The sequence below is a fragment of the Cypionkella sp. genome, assembly GCF_034376685.1.
In the GTDB taxonomy this organism is placed as follows: domain Bacteria; phylum Pseudomonadota; class Alphaproteobacteria; order Rhodobacterales; family Rhodobacteraceae; genus Cypionkella.
Genome location: NZ_JAXMJJ010000046.1, coordinates 1 through 17,186 on the forward strand (window position 1 = coordinate 1; position 17,186 = coordinate 17,186).

Consider the following 17,186-nt stretch of genomic DNA (forward strand, 5'->3'; position numbering starts at 1 on the left):
CACCCAATGCGCCACGCGGAAATGGCGCAGTTGAGGAGATCGAAGTGTGTAATCTCTACAATCAGACGATGGCAGTCGACGCGATGCGCCAGTTGTTCGCGGGGCTTGAAAACAGCACCGGCAATCTTGAGCCGGGCGACATCTACCCGGATCGACTGGCACCGATCATCCGTCACAGGCCTGAAGGTCTGGAGCTGGTGCGGGCGCGCTGGGGTATGCCGTCACCGCCTTCGGTGCTGAAAACCGCACGTGACCCCGGTGTGACCAACGTGCGCAATCTCGGTTCGCCCCATTGGCGGCGCTGGCTGGGCCCAGCCCATCGTTGCCTTGTTCCTGTGACATCGTTTGCCGAGCCTAAGCCGGGCGGCAATCAGTGGTTCGGGCCAGCCCAAGAAGGCACACCGATGTTCTTTGCCGGAATTGAAGTCCGCGGCTGGAAGTCACTGCGCAAAGTTAAAGATGGCGAGACCGTCGATGACCTGTTCGCCTTTCTGACCTGCGCGCCCAGCGCTGAAGTCGGAGCGATCCACCCCAAGGCGATGCCGGTGATTTTGACCAAATCAGCCGAGTGGGAAACGTGGCTGGGTGCGCCGTTTGAGATGGCGGCACAGCTTCAGCGGTCGTTGCCAGATGGAGAGCTACATCTGCTCGAAGCGCCAATTTAAGGCTTGCTTTAACGTGCCCTTAAATGATGCTGCGTGCGACATCCAGAGTTCTGGTTCTCATAGTTCGGACCACAATTGTTGCAATTTATGGACGGAGCTGCGCCGGGATGGACACACGATCGATTGAGAAAGCTGGGACTCGGCTAGCTGGGGTCGATATTGCCCTCGAACAACTCAGCGGCGACATGCCTTACAAGAAATTTCAGGCGCTCTGGAACATATTTCTGACGAGTTGGAAGAGCGCATATACGATTTTCGAGAAAGGCTCGAAAATATCGGGGCCCTCAACTGAATGGTTCGCCGCCAAGAAGGCGGAGCGGCTCTCCGATCCCCTGCTTAAGTATCTTTATGAGGCCAGAAACGCCGACGAGCACGGACTAGAAGTGCCAACCGAGTATCATCCGGGGTTTGTAGGGATTGGTGTTAGAGGTGAGGGTTTCAGCAAAGGTGTCATGGTAAATTCCACTGCCGATGGCGGGATGAGGTTTGAAAGCATCGATGGCTTACCGGTGCTAGTGCGCGAATTTGCTCCTAGCGCGCAGCTTGCCCCTATCGTAGCCCGGAACAGTAAGAGCATTGCGCCTCCCACCCACCATTTAGGAGTTGCGCTGGAGGATAAGTCGCCTTTGAACGTTGCCCGCCTTGCACGAGACTATCTGGCGCGCATGATCGAAGAGGCCACCGCCCTAAGGTCCGAATAAAGACGACCATATGGTCGGCCGATCCGATATCGTCGGGAAACCGCCTATATCGTCGCGAGCAAAGGGACGGTACCTAAGCGGGGCGAGGCGTTGACCTCGAGCTACGGGTGGCTGGCTTCTAAAGATAGCGCTTTGCCAGACACGGTGATTGCATGGGCTATGAAACATCGCCAGTGTCAAACTGAGCAGCATTGAGGTGTGGACGCGATGGAACTTTCGCAAATCAATGATGCGGAGAGCTTGAGAGAGTGGCTTGAAAGCTTGCCACAAACAACAGATAGGGAGCGGCGGGCAGCCAATCGCGTTGCTCGCGAGATTGCGCATCGAGTGGCTATGCGAGTTTTGCCCAGTGTTTGGCTCCTGGCGTTATTTCCAAATTCATCACCATTTACGGTTGATGCCCTACCAATCTTGCGCCGCAACTTGACTGCAGGGGTCGCAACTGTTCGGCCAAGCGCCGAAACTACCTTTGCGGCGATGATGGCTGGCTTAGATGAGCGCTATTCCGGTGCCCTAGACCTTGAATCGTTCGGAACAGAAGCGCGAAAGGCCGGGATGGCGGCTGAGCACGCTGCCATTGACGCAGCAAAGGCGGGCCACAACTCTGATTTTAAAATCACAGCCAAATTTGCCGCGTCGACCGCCGAATCCGGCGAAGTCGGGATAACTGGCGGTGGTATATCTGCAAATAGAGAACGGATTTCTGACGAAAATGTCTTACGGGCATACTGGGAAATGATCCGTAGCGACTGTGGTGCGTTTGTACGTGGCGAAAACTTGGATTCGCGGCCACTTTGGGAACCTGGTAATCCTCTGGCTACGTCTCACGCAGATCCACTCCACGGTATCCTTCCGCCTACCGAAGGTGATCGTTTTTGGCTCAACTGGTACGAAAATGCAGTCTTCGGCAGACTCCAGGATTGGGGTTTGTTGACGAAAATAGCTTTGATTGGCCGGGAGGATTGGCACAAGGGTGTGGAACATATCAACGCCATGATCTCGGATATCCGTCTGACGCACATTGTTCAGACCAGACCTCTCGGCGAAGATTCGATCGATATTGGTACTGATGGTTTTTGGCATAGAACGGGTCGGTCAAGTATCGATCGCGATATTCTGAGAGATGCGGTCGAGGCAGTTTCGGACGAAATTGAACGGACACGTGAGTATTTTTTCGGTCCAAAGAGCAACATGTACTCAGCGCTGGCTGCGGACCTAGAACTGCTGGAGGAGCGAATTGCCCGCTATCCGGATCGCCCACTTCGATTACATGACACTTTTCTTAGGACGGCTGCCCACATTTCAAGGGATATCGAAAGTGGGGAATTGCCTGATGATGCCATTACCGGAGATCTGAGTTCTGTTTTGCAGACGTCTGCGCTCGACTTACGCAACGCTTGCCCATCCGTGAACGAAGTTGTGACTGCTCGGATAGGGGCGCGGTTTGCGGAGGCAGATGAAGCCGCACGTCAAGATTTAATTTACATTTCGGACGCGGCCGCTTCTCTGTCAGACGAGGATCTTGCATCCGAATTCCATGAGGATGCCCAGATCGCGACCGACGTGACATTATCGGAAGCTGCAAAGGTGCCCGCTCTCTACCGATTAACAACTCGCCTGTCAGTGATGATTGCGCGTGGCGGACGAGACATCGTTGATGCCTTGGTACTGGTCGACGGCGTAAGTGGAGGCATTGCCGTGGTAGGTGGTCTGATCTACTGGCTGTTGCGTCTGATCATCTGACCTCGCAAACCAAATTCGCGTTGCTGCAGACTCTGGTGTCAAACTCTGCAGCTTTTGCTGTCACGCCACACACAAACAATCTTGTCCACAGAAGATTTCTCCAAAATCTGCTTTACAGGCTTCCCCCATGCCCGCACTATATCTAGTAAGGGCGATGCCGGGTTATGCTGTTGGTTGCCAGGCGCCCAGCCCATAGGGGACGGTATCGTCGCTGGGGCTTTATTGTGAGGCCGGCCCATGTCTTTTTCCGAAGATTACCTGCTGAGTGATGATCTTCACCCGATCGATATCGTGGAAAATCTTGCCGCCCACCATGATTGGGAGTTTGATCGCGTCACCGATGACCAGATCGCAATGGCGGTTGAGGGCCAATGGCGCACCTATGCGCTGACCCTCGCATGGTCGGCGCAGGACGAAACCCTCCGCCTGATCTGCACCTTCGAGATGGAGCCGCCGACGGAAAAGATGGCTGCGCTCTACGATGTGCTGAACCGCTGCAATGACATGGTCTGGACCGGGGCTTTCACCTATTGGGCCGAGCAAAAGCTGATGGTTTTCCGCTATGGGCTGTGCCTCGCGGGCGGGCAGATGGTGGCACCCGAGCAGATTGACCGATTGATTTCCGGCGCGATCACCGCCTCTGAACGGTTTTATCCAGCGTTCCAACTGGTGTCCTGGGCCGACAAATCCCCGGCCGAGGCGATGAAAGTCGCGATAGCCGAGGCTTACGGACGGGCCTGAAGCGCGGAGCGTTTCGGCGGCGCCAATCTTGCGGTCGGCGCTTAATCTCAAATCGCCACGATTTTCGATTCAATGTCAGGCCAAACCGCACTAACCTCTCTGCAAAAGGGGAGTTTTCGATGGTGCTGGATGTGGTCGCCCGTGATGGGTTGGTTCTGCTTGGGTGTGGCAAGATGGGTACCGCCCTGCTGACCGGATGGTTGGCGGCGGGAGTGCCTGCATCCTCGGTCTGGGTGATCGAACCGCATCCCAGCGATTGGCTGAAAGCCACCGGAGTGCATCTCAACAAAGGCATGCCGCCTGCGCCCGCCGTTGCCTTGCTGGCGGTCAAGCCGCAGATGATGGGGGCGGCCTTGCCTGCGCTGCAAGCCTTGGGCAATGGCAGGACCCTGTTCGTGTCGATTGCCGCAGGCACCTCGATTGCCACCTTTGAGGCCGCCTTGGGGGATCACACCCCGATCGTGCGCACCATGCCGAACACCCCGGCGATGGTCGGGCGGGGCATTACCGGCATTTGCGGCAACACTTATGCGGGGGCGGCTGGCCTCGCCCTGGCGCATCAGTTGATGCTGGCGGTGGGGCAGGTGGTGGAACTCGACGGTGAGCACCAGATTGATGCCGTAACGGGCGTCTCCGGCTCGGGCCCGGCCTATGTCTTTCATCTGATCGAGGCGATGGCGGCAGCGGGTGAGGCCGAAGGGCTGTCGGCCGAGATTGCGATGAAACTGGCGCGGGCAACCGTCTGCGGCGCGGGCGAACTCGCCTATCAGTCGACAGAACCCGCCAGCCAGCTGCGCATCAACGTAACCTCTCCGGGCGGCACCACGGCGGCAGCTTTGGCGGTGCTGATGGATCCCGATACGGGCTTTCCCGATTTGCTTCAACGCGCCGTCAAAGCCGCCGCCGACCGGGGCAGGGAGCTGGGAAAATGACCGAGGCTGCCCCCCAAATCACCTACGCCGACTTTGAAAAGGTCGATATCCGCGTCGGCTGCATCACCCGCGCCGAACCTTACCCCGAGGCGCGCAAGCCCGCGATCAAGCTTTGGCTCGATTTCGGCCCCGAGATTGGCGAGAAACGTTCTTCGGCCCAGATCACCAAACACTATGCACCAGAAGAGCTTATCGGGCGTCAGGTGCTGGCCGTGGTCAATTTCCCCGCGCGTCAGATCGGCAAAATGATCTCGGAAGTGCTGGTGCTTGGCCTGCCCGATGCGACGGGCGAGGTTGTGCTGATTGGCCCCGGCCATGACGTGCCCTTGGGCGGAAAGATGTTCTGATGAAACTGCTGATCACCCGCCCCTTGCCCGATCCGGTCATGCAAGCCGCCCGCGCGCGCTTTGAGGTGACAGCACGCGACAGCACATTGCCGCTGGATGCGGTCGAACTGCGCGCTGCCCTCACCGATTATGATGTGGTGCTGCCAACTTTGGGCGATCTGTTCAAAGCCGAGGTCTTCGCTGATGTGCCCGCCCTCAGGGCGAAATTGCTCGCCAATTTCGGGGTGGGCTTCAACCACATCGATACCAAAGCCGCCGCGACGCTTGGCATCGCTGTCACCAACACGCCGGGGGCTGTCACCGATGCCACCGCCGATGTGGCGCTGACCTTGCTGTTGATGACCGCGCGGCGCGCGGGCGAAGGCGAGCGGATGCTGCGCCAAGGCGCATGGCAAGGCTGGCACCCGACGCAAATGCTGGGTGCTGCGGTCTCGGGCAAAACCGTCGGCATCATCGGCATGGGCCGTATCGGCCGCGCCATTGCACGGCGCTGCCATTTCGGTTTCAACATGCGGGTGATCTATCACAACCGTTCCGCCACAGACGCGGGCGTCCCCGCACAACAGGTCTCCATGCCCGAAGTCCTGCAAGCCGATTTCGTGGTGATCGCCGTCCCCGGCGGTCCCGCCACCCGCCATCTGATCAACGCCGAGGCCTTGGCACAAATGGCTCCGCATGGCATCCTGATCAACATCGCGCGCGGCGATGTGGTGGATGAAACAGCCCTTGCCGCCGCGCTGCAAACGGGGAAAATTGCTGGAGCGGGCCTCGATGTCTATGAAAACGAGCCGCAGATCACCCCCGCCTTGCTCAATATGGAAAACGTCACCCTGCTGCCCCATCTTGGCACTGCCGTTCTGGAAACCCGCACCGCGATGGGCATGATGGCCGTCGCCAACCTGATTGCACATCTGGATGGGCAACCCCTGCCCAATCAGGTCTAGCCATGGTTATCCTCTGCGTTCAAATATCCCCGCCGGAGGCTCTCAGGCCAAGCTCAGAAGCCTCCGGCGGGAGTATTTTTCAAAAGAGCAAATCCAAGCGCCAAAGCCGGGGGAGCGGTTTGAGGCAGATTAGAAAACGCGCTGGGGGCGCGTTTTCCTGCCGAATGGATGCCCGCGAAAACGGCACTATTGTGCAGGTCACGCCATGATCATTTCACGCGGGCGGCGGTTTATCTTCGTGCATATCCCCAAGACGGGGGGCACAGCCCTCAGCCTTGCTTTGGAAGATCGCGCGATGAAGGATGATATCCTGATCGGCGACACCCCCAAGGCCCGTGCCCGCAAAGGGCGGCTGAAAGGGGTGAAATCGGCGGGGCGGTTGTGGAAGCATTCCACGCTGTCCGACATCGCAGGGCTGGCCTCGGATGATGAGATTGCCGATTTCTTCACCCTGACGCTGGTGCGCAATCCGTGGGACCGCGCGGTCAGCTATTACCACTGGCTGCGGACACAGAACTTCGCGCATCCCGCCGTGGGTCTGGCAAAATCACATGATTTCAGTGGCTTCCTCAACCACGCCCAGACCCGCACCGCCTTCAGTCTCTGGCCCTACACCGCCTATATGCGCGACCGTCTGGGGTTTGAGCGCGCCAGCCTCTATGCGCGGCTGGAGCATCTCGACACTGATTTGGCAAAGTTCGAGACGCATCTGGGCTTCCGCCTGACGCCCTTGCCACAAGCCAATACCTCGGACCGTGCCCGCGATTGGCGTGGGTTTTACTCGGATGCCGACGCCGATCTGGTCGCCCAGATCAGCGCCGAGGATATCATTCGCTTTGGCTATCGCTTCGATCTCGATTAAGCCGCCTGCTTTGCGCCAAACCGCCCGTAAAAGCTCTCGTCCTGCGCTGCCATTTCGCGCAGCAGGGCAGGGGCTTCAAACCGCGGCCCGAACTCTGCCACCAACCGCTCGCAAATCTCCACCGCGCGTGCAGCGCCGATGATGTCCAACCACGAGAACGGACCACCCGACCACGGCGCAAAGCCCCAGCCAAGGATCGCCCCCACATCGCCTTCACGGATGTCGGTCAACACGCCTTCCTCCAGCGCCCGCACGGCTTCCAGCACCTGCGCCATCAGCAAGCGATGCTGCACTGTGGTCAATTCCGGGTCGGCTTTGTGCGGATATTCAGCCGCCAAGCCATCCCACAGCCCCTCACGTTTCCCTGCCGCATCATAGGCATAGAACCCCGCATTGGCCTTCTTGCCCATCCGGCCCTGATCGGCCATCCAGAACAGCACCGCATCCACCGCGCCATCCGGGTAGGCATCGCCCATCGCCGCGCGGGTTGCCTTCGCGATCTTGACGCCCAGATCAATCGAGGTTTCATCGACCAATTGCAGCGGCCCCAAAGGCATCCCCACCAGTTTGGCCGCATTCTCGATCAGCGCAGGTTCCACGCCTTCGGCCACCATCCGAATGCCTTCGTTGATATAGGGAATGATGCAACGGTTGGCATAGAAGAACCGCGCATCGTTCACCACGATCGGCGTCTTGCGAATAGCACGCACGAAATCCAGTGCTTTGGCGACCGCACGATCCCCGGTCTGCTTGCCCCGGATGATCTCGACCAGATTCATTTTGTCGACGGGCGAGAAGAAATGGATGCCGATAAACTGATCCGGCCGAGACGACGCCTTCGCCAGCGCTGAGATCGGCAGGGTTGAGGTGTTGGAGGCATAGATGCACTCCGCCCCCACCGCAGCCTCAACCTTGGCCGTCACCTCGGCCTTCACCTTCGGGTCTTCAAACACTGCCTCGACCACCAGATCGCAGCCCGCAAGCGCGGCGTAATCCGTGGTCGCCGTAATCCGCCCCAGCACCTCTGCCTTCTTCTCCGCCGTCACCTTGCGGCGCTGAATGCCCTTGTCCAAAAGGTCCGCCGAATGCGCCTTGCCGCGATCCGCGCTTTCCTGAGCGGCGTCGATCAAAACCACCTCAATCCCCGCCAGCGCCGCGACATAAGCGATCCCGGCCCCCATCATCCCCGCGCCGATCACGCCCAGCTTCTTCACCGTCTGATCGGCAACCGCAGGACGGTTGGCGCCCTTCTCCAAAGCCTCTTTGTTGATGAACAGACTGCGGATCATCGCTGAGGATGACGGGTTCAGCAGCACCGAGGTGAACTGCCGCGCCTCGATCCGCAAAGCCACGTCGAACGGCACCAAAGCCCCCTCATAGACCGCGCCAAGCAAGGCCTTGGCGGCAGGATACACCCCCATCGTCTTGCCCAGAACCATCGCATTGGCGCCAACGAACGTCATGAACCCCGCCGGATGATAGGGCGCGCCACCGGGCATCTTGTAGCCCTTGTCGTCCCAGGGCTTGACGAGTGTGTCGTTCCCCATTGGCATCGTTACTGGGTTGGATTCGGGGTTCTTTGGGTCTGTCAGTTGAGGCGGATAGACCTCGATTTTCTCGTTCGGAATGACTCCAGCCGTGGCGAGAACCCACTGCTTGGCCCGCGCCAAAAGCTGATCAGGGGCCACCACCTCATCAATCAACCCAGCCGCCTTTGCAGCCTTCGGGTCAGACAGTTTCCCCTCCAGCAAGAAAGGTGCCGCCATCATCGCGCCCATCTTGCGCACCAGCCGGGTCGTGCCTCCAGCGCCCGGAAAAATCCCCACCATGATCTCGGGCAGACCGATCTTCGCTTTCGGGTTATCCGCCGCAATGATCCGGTGGCACGACAGCGGCAGTTCCAGCCCGATGCCCAAGGCGGTGCCCGGCAAAGCCGCCACAATCGGCTTGCCGCCCTTCTTGGTCTTCGGGTCCATCCCCGCCAGTTCGATTTTCCGCAATACTTTGTGCATCGTCATGACGCCGTCGAAAATCGCCTGTGCACCGCCCGCGCGCATCTCGGCAATGACATTCAGATCCATCCCGCCGGCGAAATCCTTCTTGCCGCTCGTGATGATGATCCCCTTCACGGCTGCATCCGCCAACGCCTGATCCACCAGCCCACTCAAGCTGCCGAATGCCGCCGTTGACATCACGTTCATCGACTTGCCCGCCACATCCCAGGTGATCGTGGCCACGCCGTCTGCATCTACGGCCATTGTGAAATCGGTCATTTGCGGTCTCCTGCGTTGCGGGGCGAGCCATCGGCGTAAGTATACTGCCGGGCCGCGCCGTCTTTATGGGTGATCAGATCGTGATCGGGATAGTGAATGGTATCGCGGGGCAGACGGGTGCCGAGGGTCAGATAGACCACGTCCTCCGCGCTGCGGTTTTCCAACTGATGCCCGATGGGCTGCCCCGCAGGCCAACACACCATATCACAGGCGGCCAACAGGGTTTCGCTGTCTTCAATCAGGGTCGGGCTGCCAGACAGCACCAGCACCAACTCATCCTCGGCTTCATGCCAATGCCGGAAGCTGGACCGCGCGCCGGGCGGCAAACGCTCCAGATGCACGCCGAACTGCGATAGCCCACCGAGATCGCCCAGCTCAGAGTGCCAGTAATCGCCGAGATCGCCGCCGAGGATCGGATGCTGATACCCATGCTCCAACACCCAAGCCCGATCAGCGGCCCGCAGCAGATTTGGACGGGCAGAGCCGTCATAATCCTGCCCCCAAACCGGGGGCAATCCCAGCAATTCCGCGGGCAAATCGCCGCCACGCAGCCGCACACCATCCGCATCCTCGACCCGCCACTCCGTCGCGGTATTCACCTGCTTGCGCCCCGACTCCGGGTAGGAACACACATCGCCCAACACCCTGGTTCCCACGATCAGATAGCGCAGCGGCGCATCCGAAAGGTTGCCAACCCGGTGCCCATTTGGCGCACCATGCCGCCAGCAAACCGCATCACCGGGCTGCAACTCCTGCATGCCAGCCTCGTCATGCAGGGTGCCAAGCCCCTCCAGCACAAACAGAAACTCATCTTCGTTCGAGTGCCAATGCCGATCCGAAGACCATGCCCCCGGTGCCAAAGTCTCGATATAAGCGCCAAATTGCGTCAGCCCACCCGCCACGGATAGCCGCAACGTGCTGACCCCCTCGCGGTCATCAACGGGTGCAAGATTTACATCAACGATCATCGCGGTCCCTCCCAAGGGCTGCCATCTTTATAGGCGAAACTGGCCTGCCCGGCCTCCACCGTCAGCACCAGATCGACATCGGAATAGGTCGCGACCTCGCGCTTGGCCTTGGAACCCACCACCAGAAACTGCGCCACCGCACTCGATCGGTTGATGAAGTGGTGCCCATCCGGCACATTTGCCGGAAACGCCACGCAATCCCCCGCAACCATCAGCGTCTCGCCTGCATCCTGCACCAGCACACATTCGCCTTGCGTCACCATCACGAACTCATCCTCGGCCATGTGCCAATGCCGCAACGACGACAAAGCTCCCGGCTGCAAGATCACCAGATTGACGCCAAACTGTGTCAGCCCCCCAGCTTCACCCAAACGCAGACTGCTGCGCCCCGCCATCATCTCGGCATAGGGTGAGGGGTAGATCGAGCCAGTTTTCACCGGCACTTTGCTCAGATCAAGTTTCGCCATCGTCTCCCCCTGCATCATCCGGCTGCGACGTGAATGCGCCGCCCTTGATTTCTGACAGCCCAAGGCTGAAGCGGATATGCCCGCGCGCGCTTTCAATCTCTGAAATCAACCAGCCATCAGGCTGCTCAACCAGCAGAAACCGGGTCTCGAACGGATCGACGATGCGCTGGGCTTGCACCATGATGTGAGTTCTGCACCGCACCCGCAGATGTGTCTGATCCACCACCATAATTTCCACAACATGACGGAAGATATCCGTCACCCCCCGACCTTTCAGGCGGTCGTGATACAGCTGAAAATCCGCTCGCAGCTCGTCTTCAGTGTGCAGCACATAGGCAGGATCGCCGCGCGGAGTGACCCGCAGGGGCAACAAAATCACGCTGGCGTAGGCCGCGAAATCGCCGCCCAGCAACGCCTGCGTCAGTGTTTCCCCCAAAGCTGCGAAGACCCGCCCCGGCATGATCAGAGCCGCTCGATAATGGTCGCAGCCCCCATGCCCGAGGCGATGCACAAAGTGGCCAGACCCACGGTTTTGCCGCTGCGCTCCAACTCATCCAACAGGGTGCCGATGATGATCGCGCCGGTGGCCCCCAGCGGATGCCCCATCGCAATCGAGCCGCCGTTGACGTTGACCAAGCTTGGGTCGACATCAAACGCCTGCTGAAAGCGCAGAACCACACTTGCGAAAGCCTCGTTGACCTCGAACAGATCAATATCGCCAATCGCCATCCCGGCATCGCGCAGGATTTTCTCGGTCACCGGCACCGGCCCGGTCAGCATGATCGTAGGATCGGTGCCGATTTTCGCCGTTGCCCGAATGCGCGCGCGCGGCTTCAGCCCATACGCATGGCCAAATTCCGCATTGCCAATCAGCAAGGCCGCAGCGCCATCGACGATACCGCTGGAATTGCCTGCGTGGTGAATATGGCTGATCCGCTCCAGATGCGGATATTTCATCAGCGCGATCTTATCAAAGCCGGGCATGCTCTCGCCCATATCTTTGAACGCTGGTTTCAGCGCGCCAAGGGTCTGCATATCGGTGCCGGGGCGCATGTATTCGTCGCGGTCCAGAATGGTCAGCCCATTCTGATCCTTGATCGCCACCACCGAGCGCCCAAACCGATCCTCTGCCCAAGCGAGCGCCGCCCGGTTCTGCGATTCCACCGCCAAAGCATCGGCCATCTCACGGGTAAAGCCATATTCCGTCGCGATAATATCCGCCGATATCCCTTGCGGCACGAAATAGGTCTTCATCGCCAGACCCGGATCCACCGCAATCGCCGCCCCGTCCGAACCCATCGCGACGCGGCCCATCATCTCAACCCCGCCCGCGATATAAGCCGCCCCAGCGCCCGCTTTGACTTGGTTTGCGGCCAAATTCACCGCCTCCATCCCGCTGGCACAGAACCGGTTGATTGCCAAACCGGGGATCGACTGATCCAACCCCGATGCCAGCACAGCCGAGCGTGCCAGACACCCGCCCTGTTCACCCACTTGGGTGACATTGCCCCAGATCACGTCTTCAACCGCATGGCCCACCAGCCCATTGCGCTCGCGGATCGCATCCAGAATTTTCGCCGAAAGCGCCACCGATGTCAGCTCGTGCAAAGCCCCATCCGGGCGACCCTTGCCACGCGGCGAACGTACGGCGTCATAGATAAAAGCGTCGGTCATAGTGCCTCCTTATACCCGGTCAGACGGTTTGCCGGGCATTAGATCATAGGGATGTTTCCAGCCCGGCACCGCCGCGATGCGGTCCAGCCAGGCGTCGATATGGGGCCAATCCGCCCGGTCAAAACCGAAGGGCTCGGGGTAGTAAAGATAGCCGCAGAGCGACAGATCCGCGATGGTCATCGCCTCTCCGGCCACCCATTTGCGCGCCTCAAGATGGCCGTTCAGCACGGTGTAAGACGTCTTCAAACGGCTGTGCAGAAACGGGATCACCCCGGCAGGGCGCTTTTCTTCGGGGATGAAATTCGCCAGAAACCGCGCGGTGCCGATCTGGGTCGACAGCTTGTGATTGTCCCAGAACAGCCAGCGCAACACCTCGCGCCGCTCTGCCGCAGACCGCCCACCCAGCTTGCCGGATTTGGAGCTGGTATAATCAAGGATCACCCCCGATTGCGTCAGCGTGGTCTCGCCATCCACCAACACCGGCACTTCGCCCATCTCATTGATCGCGCGGAATTCCGGGGTGCGGGTGCCACCGTTGAAGAAATCAACAAACACCGGCTCCCATTCGATATCGGCGAAAGTCAGCGCCAGCGCGACCTTGTAAGCATTGCCAGATTCACCAAAGCAGTAGAGTTTTGCGGTCATCTTGCTCCCTTTCCGGGAAGGGCGGAGTGGGGGTTTCAAACCCCCACGCCCCCGTGGGATATTTAAGCCAATGTGAAAGCCATCAGGACTTGCGCGCGTCCACCTCAGAGTTGAACAGCCGCAGCCGATGCGTCAGGTTGTCGTGATTGATCACCGATGAATAGTTCTCAAACAGAAACGACAGTGCCTCGCCCTCATCCAGACCCGCCTCTTTGGCGAAGGTTTTCAGGCGACGATAGCCATCTTCGGTCATGGCGACCGGAAAGCGGCGGGTAAGGCGGAAGCGTTTCGGCATGGCTATCTCCGTTGACCTATACGTCAGCTTAGAACGCCTCAGCCGCCAGCGCCATCACCGGATCAGCCCCGCTTTCAATCCGCGCCAGATGCAGCGCAGTCGCAGGCAGTTGCCGCGCCATGTAATAGCGCCCGGTCGCCAGCTTTGTGTTCAGGAAATCGGCATCGCCGCCCGCATCCAGACCCGCAAAGGCGGCTTTCGCCATCTTCGCCCACATCAGCCCCAGACAGGTATGCCCCATCATGGTCATGAAATCATAAGACCCCGCCAGCGCCGCATTCGGGTTTTTCATCGCATTGTTCATGAAAAACATCGCCGCTGCCTGCACATCTTTCGACGCAGCTTTCAGCGGATCGAGATACACCGCCATTCGGGCATCGCCTTCATTTTCCTTGATGAATCCCTTCACCAAGGCAAAGAACGCCATCACATGCTTGCCGCCATCGGTTGCCAATTTGCGGCCCACCAGATCCAGCGCCTGCACGCCATTGGCGCCTTCATAGATCTGCGCGATCCGCGCATCGCGGACAAATTGGCTGACGCCGTTATCCTCGATATAACCATGCCCGCCCCAGATCTGCTGCGCCTGAACCGCCATCTCAAAACCGCGGTCGGTCTGGAAGCCCTTCAGCACCGGGATCAACAGTGACACCAGCCCCTCCGCCGCTTCATCGCCGCTCCGCACCGATTGGTCGATCATCGAGGCCGCCCAGAACGTGAACGCCCGCGCGCCTTCGACAAAGCTTTTCTGATCCATCAGGTTGCGGCGAATATCGGGATGCACGATCAGCGGATCCGCCGCACCGCTTGGGTTCTTCACCCCGGTGACATCACGGCCCTGCAAGCGGTCCTTGGCATAGGCCAGCGAGTTCTGATAGGCGGCTTCCGCCACCGCATAGCCTTGCAGACCCACGCCCAACCGCGCCTCGTTCATCATGGTGAACATCGCGCGCATGCCCTTGTGCAGATCGCCCAAAAGGTAGCCCACAGCGCCATCATAGTTCATCACGCAGGTGGCATTGCCGTGAATGCCCATCTTTTCTTCGACCTTGCCAACGGTCACGCCATTACGCGCGCCCAAAGACCCGTCGGCATTCACCATGAACTTCGGCACGATGAACAGCGAGATACCCTTGGTGCCGTCACCACCGCCCGGTGCCTTCGCCAGCACCAGATGAATGATGTTGTCGGCCAGATCATGCTCGCCCGCCGAGATGAAAATCTTGGTGCCGCTGATCTTGTAGCTGCCATCCGCCTGCGGTTCCGCCTTGGTCCGCATCAGCCCCAGATCGGTGCCGCAATGCGGTTCGGTCAGGTTCATCGTGCCGGTCCAGTCGCAGGACACCATCTTCGGCAGATAGGTGGCTTTCTGCTCTGCCGTGCCATGCGCGCGGATTGCCGAATAGGCACCATGCGTCAGACCCTGATACATGTTGAACGCCATATTGGCCGAGACGAACATTTCGCCCACGGCGGTGCCCATCACATAGGGCAGGCCCTGACCACCATAGTCGGGGTCACAATCCAGCGCGGTCCAGCCACCGGCTTTCACCGCATCAAACGCCGCCTTGAAGCCCTTGGGCGTGCGCACCACGCCGTTTTCCAGCACGCAGCCTTCCCGGTCGCCCACCGCATTCAGCGGCTCCAGCACGTCCGAGGCCAGCTTGCCCGCCTCTTCCAGCACCGCTGCCGTAAAACCCGCATCCAGATCAGCATAACCCGGAATATCCGAGGCGCTGACCGCCAGCACATCATGCAACAGGAACTGCATGTCTTTCACCGGGGCTGTGTAGGTGGTCATCGGCCTTACTCCTCAATTCGGCTGTCTGTGATTGGCGGTGTGCGGCGTTATTCCGCCGCTGCGCGGAAGGCGGCCAAAGCCGCCCCGGCACTTTGTAATTCGGTTTCCAACTCGGCGATGGCGATGCTCAGCTCGTCGCGCTGCGCCTTCATCTGCGCCAGACGGTCTTGGCCCAGATCAAATGACCGCGCCAGCTGTGCGAGATTGCTGCCATTTCTGTTATACATATCAAGCAACTGGCGAATGTCTTCCAGACTGAAGCCAAAGCGCTTGCCGCGCAGGATCAGCTGCAACCTTGCGCGATCCTGTTTGGTATAAAGCCGCTTGCTGCCCGCCCGGATCGGCGACAGCAGTTCTTTCGCCTCATAAAACCGCAAGGTGCGCGCGGTCACCTGATAGGTGTCGCACATCTCGCGGATCGACAGGGTTTCGGTTTCACTTTGGGTCATGGCACTTCCTCGGCAAAGACTGCCGGGTAGATGGGGATGTTCTGCCCATCATAGTAGAGTGCTTGACGTTAACGTAAATGTAACGTCACGTCAGAGTTTGGCGTGACGTGATGTCAAATCTCGGTCAATTTGCGGATTTCCGCCGCCGCCGTGTCACGCAACGCCCGCAGATCGCTGATGCTGGTCTCCAACTCGGCTTGTTGTCGGGTCAGATCGGCCAGTTGTCGATCTGCCAGCCCCAACCACTGCTCCAGCTGAGTTTGCGTGCCCTTCTGGCGATAGATCAGCAGCCACTGCCGGATTTCCTCCAGAGAAAAGCCAAACCGCCGCCCGCGCAGGATCAGCGTCAGCCGCGCCACCTCCCGCGCGCCATAGAACCGCGCACGGCCATCCTTTTCCGGGGAAAGCAGCTCGATATATTCGTAATAACGCAGAGTGCGCGGCGTGACCTCGAACTTCGCGCACATTTCTTTGAAGCTTAGACGAGTTTCGGTCATAGGGGCCTCCCAGCCTCAGACTAGTCGCCGCAACCGCAAGGCGCAAGAATTGTGAGCAGCCCCTTGCACTTGCCGCCGCGCAAAGGATTATGGCGGTATGACAGATATCCTGACCATCGCCCGCCAATTCATCCAGGCCTTGCCGTTTTCCCGCGCGCTGGCGATGGAGCTGACCGAACTTGGCCCCGGCAGCGCCACCATCACCATGCCGTGGGATGCGCGGTTGGTCGGTGATCCTGCGACGGGTGTTTTGCATGGCGGGGCAATCTCGGCGCTGATGGACACCGCATCGGGGGCCTCGGTGATGAGCCATCCCGCCGCTCCGAGCTCGACCGCCACGCTGGATCTGCGCATCGACTACATGCGCCCCGCCACGCCGGGCCAAAGCATCACCGCGCGGGCCGAATGTCACCATGTCACCCGATCTGTCGCCTTCGTGCGCGTGACCGCCTGCGATGAGGACACTGCGCGCCCGGTGGCGATGGGCACCGGGGCCTTTACCCTTGAGCGCCCGAAGGGACCGACAGCATGAAACGGCCCGAACCCGTGCAGGTGATCAAATCCCGCCGCGACAGTGCATTGGCCGCGCTGGTGGATGCGGTGCCCTATATCCAATTCCTCGGCATCCGCTTTGATCGCCGCGGCGATGAGCTGACTGCGTGGCTGCCCTATTCCGAGATGCTGATCGGCAACCCCAGTTTGCCCGCGCTGCATGGCGGGGTGACGGCGTCGTTTCTGGAGGTCACCGCGCTGATCGGGCTGGCATGGTCCAGCCTGTGGGATGATCTGGAGGCGGGGCGGATCGACCCGGCGCTTGCGGCTGCGGGGCAACTGCCGCCGCTGCCGAAAACCATTGATTTCACCGTCGATTACCTGCGCGCCGGTCTGCCGCGCGATTGCTATGCGCGCGCGACAGTCAACCGCTCGGGCCGCCGCTTTGCCTCGGTGCAGGTCGAGGCCTGGCAAGACAACCGCGCGCGTCCCTTCGCGCTGGGCTCGGTGCATTGCCTGATGCCTGAACTGGGCGCGTAACCTGAAAGCGGTGCCGCCTCGGGTGCCATCGAGGCACCGCTCGGCGGCGCTGCCGGGCGCGGATCGGATGCGGTGCGCGGGTTGCGTGCGCGGACCCTCCGGGGGGAGTATTTCAAAAAGAGCAATGCGGGAAGCGTTTCAGCCTGTGGG

General features: G+C 60.0%; 20 protein-coding genes. 10 read left to right on the forward strand and 10 right to left on the reverse strand.

Annotation, left to right across the window (positions count from 1 at the left end):
• The 8 genes from U1A24_RS10310 to U1A24_RS10345 form a co-directional block, all read left to right on the forward strand.
• Positions 1 to 665: SOS response-associated peptidase (locus U1A24_RS10310; RefSeq protein ID WP_322321894.1), on the forward strand; the 665-nt coding region annotated here is incomplete at its 5' end.
• Between the two features lie 107 nt (positions 666 to 772).
• The gene (locus U1A24_RS10315) at positions 773 to 1,366 is read left to right on the forward strand and encodes a hypothetical protein (RefSeq protein ID WP_322321895.1); all 594 of its coding nucleotides are present in this window, start codon (positions 773 to 775) and stop codon (positions 1,364 to 1,366) included.
• 207 nt (positions 1,367 to 1,573) lie between these two features.
• Positions 1,574 to 3,109, forward strand: coding sequence for a hypothetical protein (locus U1A24_RS10320; protein ID WP_322321896.1), 1,536 nt, complete (start codon positions 1,574 to 1,576; stop codon positions 3,107 to 3,109).
• Between the two features lie 237 nt (positions 3,110 to 3,346).
• The gene (locus U1A24_RS10325; protein ID WP_322321897.1) at positions 3,347 to 3,850 is read left to right on the forward strand and encodes a YbjN domain-containing protein; all 504 of its coding nucleotides are present in this window, start codon (positions 3,347 to 3,349) and stop codon (positions 3,848 to 3,850) included.
• A 119-nt stretch (positions 3,851 to 3,969) separates the two neighbouring features.
• Positions 3,970 to 4,782, forward strand: coding sequence for a pyrroline-5-carboxylate reductase (gene proC / locus U1A24_RS10330; RefSeq protein ID WP_322321898.1), 813 nt, complete (start codon positions 3,970 to 3,972; stop codon positions 4,780 to 4,782).
• Positions 4,779 to 5,129 (forward strand): tRNA-binding protein, encoded by a 351-nt coding sequence (locus tag U1A24_RS10335; RefSeq protein ID WP_322321899.1) that lies wholly within the window; start codon positions 4,779 to 4,781, stop codon positions 5,127 to 5,129. Before proC ends, U1A24_RS10335 begins: the two co-directional genes overlap by 4 nt.
• The gene (locus U1A24_RS10340) at positions 5,129 to 6,073 is read left to right on the forward strand and encodes a D-glycerate dehydrogenase (RefSeq protein WP_322321900.1); all 945 of its coding nucleotides are present in this window, start codon (positions 5,129 to 5,131) and stop codon (positions 6,071 to 6,073) included. The genes U1A24_RS10335 and U1A24_RS10340 overlap by 1 nt, the downstream gene beginning before the upstream one ends.
• 205 nt (positions 6,074 to 6,278) lie before the next feature.
• Positions 6,279 to 6,935 carry a sulfotransferase family 2 domain-containing protein gene (locus tag U1A24_RS10345; RefSeq protein ID WP_322321901.1) on the forward strand — a complete coding sequence of 219 codons (657 nt, stop codon included), beginning with the start codon at positions 6,279 to 6,281 and terminating at the stop codon, positions 6,933 to 6,935.
• Here the strand turns inward: U1A24_RS10345 and U1A24_RS10350 are convergent.
• The 10 genes from U1A24_RS10350 to U1A24_RS10395 form a co-directional block, all read right to left on the reverse strand.
• Positions 6,932 to 9,208 carry a 3-hydroxyacyl-CoA dehydrogenase NAD-binding domain-containing protein gene (locus tag U1A24_RS10350; protein ID WP_322321902.1) on the reverse strand — a complete coding sequence of 759 codons (2,277 nt, stop codon included), beginning with the start codon at positions 9,206 to 9,208 and terminating at the stop codon, positions 6,932 to 6,934. The genes U1A24_RS10345 and U1A24_RS10350 overlap by 4 nt on opposite strands.
• Entirely contained in the window at positions 9,205 to 10,176 is a 972-nt protein-coding gene (locus tag U1A24_RS10355; protein WP_322321903.1) for a cupin domain-containing protein, read from the reverse strand. The genes U1A24_RS10350 and U1A24_RS10355 overlap by 4 nt, the downstream gene beginning before the upstream one ends.
• The gene (locus U1A24_RS10360; protein ID WP_322321904.1) at positions 10,173 to 10,643 is read right to left on the reverse strand and encodes a cupin domain-containing protein; all 471 of its coding nucleotides are present in this window, start codon (positions 10,641 to 10,643) and stop codon (positions 10,173 to 10,175) included. Before U1A24_RS10360 ends, U1A24_RS10355 begins: the two co-directional genes overlap by 4 nt.
• Positions 10,630 to 11,103 (reverse strand): hypothetical protein, encoded by a 474-nt coding sequence (locus U1A24_RS10365; RefSeq protein ID WP_322321905.1) that lies wholly within the window; start codon positions 11,101 to 11,103, stop codon positions 10,630 to 10,632. Before U1A24_RS10365 ends, U1A24_RS10360 begins: the two co-directional genes overlap by 14 nt.
• Before the next feature lie 2 nt (positions 11,104 to 11,105).
• Positions 11,106 to 12,317, reverse strand: coding sequence for an acetyl-CoA C-acetyltransferase (locus U1A24_RS10370; protein ID WP_322321906.1), 1,212 nt, complete (start codon positions 12,315 to 12,317; stop codon positions 11,106 to 11,108).
• A 9-nt stretch (positions 12,318 to 12,326) separates the two neighbouring features.
• Positions 12,327 to 12,962, reverse strand: a complete 636-nt coding sequence (locus U1A24_RS10375; RefSeq protein ID WP_322321907.1) for a glutathione S-transferase — start codon at positions 12,960 to 12,962, stop codon at positions 12,327 to 12,329.
• Between the two features lie 82 nt (positions 12,963 to 13,044).
• Positions 13,045 to 13,257, reverse strand: coding sequence for a hypothetical protein (locus tag U1A24_RS10380; protein ID WP_322321908.1), 213 nt, complete (start codon positions 13,255 to 13,257; stop codon positions 13,045 to 13,047).
• A gap of 28 nt (positions 13,258 to 13,285) precedes the next feature.
• On the reverse strand, positions 13,286 to 15,058 hold the full coding sequence (locus tag U1A24_RS10385; protein ID WP_322321909.1) for an acyl-CoA dehydrogenase C-terminal domain-containing protein: 1,773 nt from the start codon (positions 15,056 to 15,058) through the stop codon (positions 13,286 to 13,288).
• Between the two features lie 47 nt (positions 15,059 to 15,105).
• Entirely contained in the window at positions 15,106 to 15,507 is a 402-nt protein-coding gene (locus U1A24_RS10390; protein WP_322321910.1) for a MerR family DNA-binding transcriptional regulator, read from the reverse strand.
• Between the two features lie 113 nt (positions 15,508 to 15,620).
• The gene (locus U1A24_RS10395; RefSeq protein ID WP_322321911.1) at positions 15,621 to 16,004 is read right to left on the reverse strand and encodes a MerR family DNA-binding transcriptional regulator; all 384 of its coding nucleotides are present in this window, start codon (positions 16,002 to 16,004) and stop codon (positions 15,621 to 15,623) included.
• 97 nt (positions 16,005 to 16,101) lie between these two features.
• On the opposite strand from U1A24_RS10395, the gene U1A24_RS10400 reads away from it, so the two are divergent.
• Together U1A24_RS10400 and U1A24_RS10405 are read left to right on the forward strand one after the other, a co-directional pair.
• On the forward strand, positions 16,102 to 16,536 hold the full coding sequence (locus U1A24_RS10400) for a PaaI family thioesterase (protein WP_322321912.1): 435 nt from the start codon (positions 16,102 to 16,104) through the stop codon (positions 16,534 to 16,536).
• Positions 16,533 to 17,036: a PaaI family thioesterase gene (locus tag U1A24_RS10405; protein WP_322321913.1), complete on the forward strand. Its 504-nt coding sequence runs from the start codon at positions 16,533 to 16,535 to the stop codon at positions 17,034 to 17,036. Before U1A24_RS10400 ends, U1A24_RS10405 begins: the two co-directional genes overlap by 4 nt.
• Positions 17,037 to 17,186: the final 150 nt, after the last annotated feature.

What these genes read in the sequence shown, in the direction of transcription:
- U1A24_RS10325 (WP_322321897.1), top strand. Translation starts at nt 3,347, where the DNA reads ATGTCTTTTTCCGAAGATTACCTGCTGAGTGATGATCTTCACCCGATC.
- U1A24_RS10385 (WP_322321909.1), bottom strand. Translation starts at nt 15,058, where the DNA reads ATGACCACCTACACAGCCCCGGTGAAAGACATGCAGTTCCTGTTGCAT.
- U1A24_RS10370 (WP_322321906.1), bottom strand. Translation starts at nt 12,317, where the DNA reads ATGACCGACGCTTTTATCTATGACGCCGTACGTTCGCCGCGTGGCAAG.
- U1A24_RS10380 (WP_322321908.1), bottom strand. Translation starts at nt 13,257, where the DNA reads ATGCCGAAACGCTTCCGCCTTACCCGCCGCTTTCCGGTCGCCATGACC.
- U1A24_RS10395 (WP_322321911.1), bottom strand. Translation starts at nt 16,004, where the DNA reads ATGACCGAAACTCGTCTAAGCTTCAAAGAAATGTGCGCGAAGTTCGAG.
- U1A24_RS10375 (WP_322321907.1), bottom strand. Translation starts at nt 12,962, where the DNA reads ATGACCGCAAAACTCTACTGCTTTGGTGAATCTGGCAATGCTTACAAG.
- U1A24_RS10340 (WP_322321900.1), top strand. Translation starts at nt 5,129, where the DNA reads ATGAAACTGCTGATCACCCGCCCCTTGCCCGATCCGGTCATGCAAGCC.
- U1A24_RS10335 (WP_322321899.1), top strand. Translation starts at nt 4,779, where the DNA reads ATGACCGAGGCTGCCCCCCAAATCACCTACGCCGACTTTGAAAAGGTC.
- U1A24_RS10405 (WP_322321913.1), top strand. Translation starts at nt 16,533, where the DNA reads ATGAAACGGCCCGAACCCGTGCAGGTGATCAAATCCCGCCGCGACAGT.
- U1A24_RS10365 (WP_322321905.1), bottom strand. Translation starts at nt 11,103, where the DNA reads ATGCCGGGGCGGGTCTTCGCAGCTTTGGGGGAAACACTGACGCAGGCG.
- U1A24_RS10345 (WP_322321901.1), top strand. Translation starts at nt 6,279, where the DNA reads ATGATCATTTCACGCGGGCGGCGGTTTATCTTCGTGCATATCCCCAAG.
- proC (WP_322321898.1), top strand. Translation starts at nt 3,970, where the DNA reads ATGGTGCTGGATGTGGTCGCCCGTGATGGGTTGGTTCTGCTTGGGTGT.
- U1A24_RS10360 (WP_322321904.1), bottom strand. Translation starts at nt 10,643, where the DNA reads ATGGCGAAACTTGATCTGAGCAAAGTGCCGGTGAAAACTGGCTCGATC.
- U1A24_RS10400 (WP_322321912.1), top strand. Translation starts at nt 16,102, where the DNA reads ATGACAGATATCCTGACCATCGCCCGCCAATTCATCCAGGCCTTGCCG.
- U1A24_RS10355 (WP_322321903.1), bottom strand. Translation starts at nt 10,176, where the DNA reads ATGATCGTTGATGTAAATCTTGCACCCGTTGATGACCGCGAGGGGGTC.
- U1A24_RS10320 (WP_322321896.1), top strand. Translation starts at nt 1,574, where the DNA reads ATGGAACTTTCGCAAATCAATGATGCGGAGAGCTTGAGAGAGTGGCTT.
- U1A24_RS10350 (WP_322321902.1), bottom strand. Translation starts at nt 9,208, where the DNA reads ATGACCGATTTCACAATGGCCGTAGATGCAGACGGCGTGGCCACGATC.
- U1A24_RS10315 (WP_322321895.1), top strand. Translation starts at nt 773, where the DNA reads ATGGACACACGATCGATTGAGAAAGCTGGGACTCGGCTAGCTGGGGTC.
- U1A24_RS10390 (WP_322321910.1), bottom strand. Translation starts at nt 15,507, where the DNA reads ATGACCCAAAGTGAAACCGAAACCCTGTCGATCCGCGAGATGTGCGAC.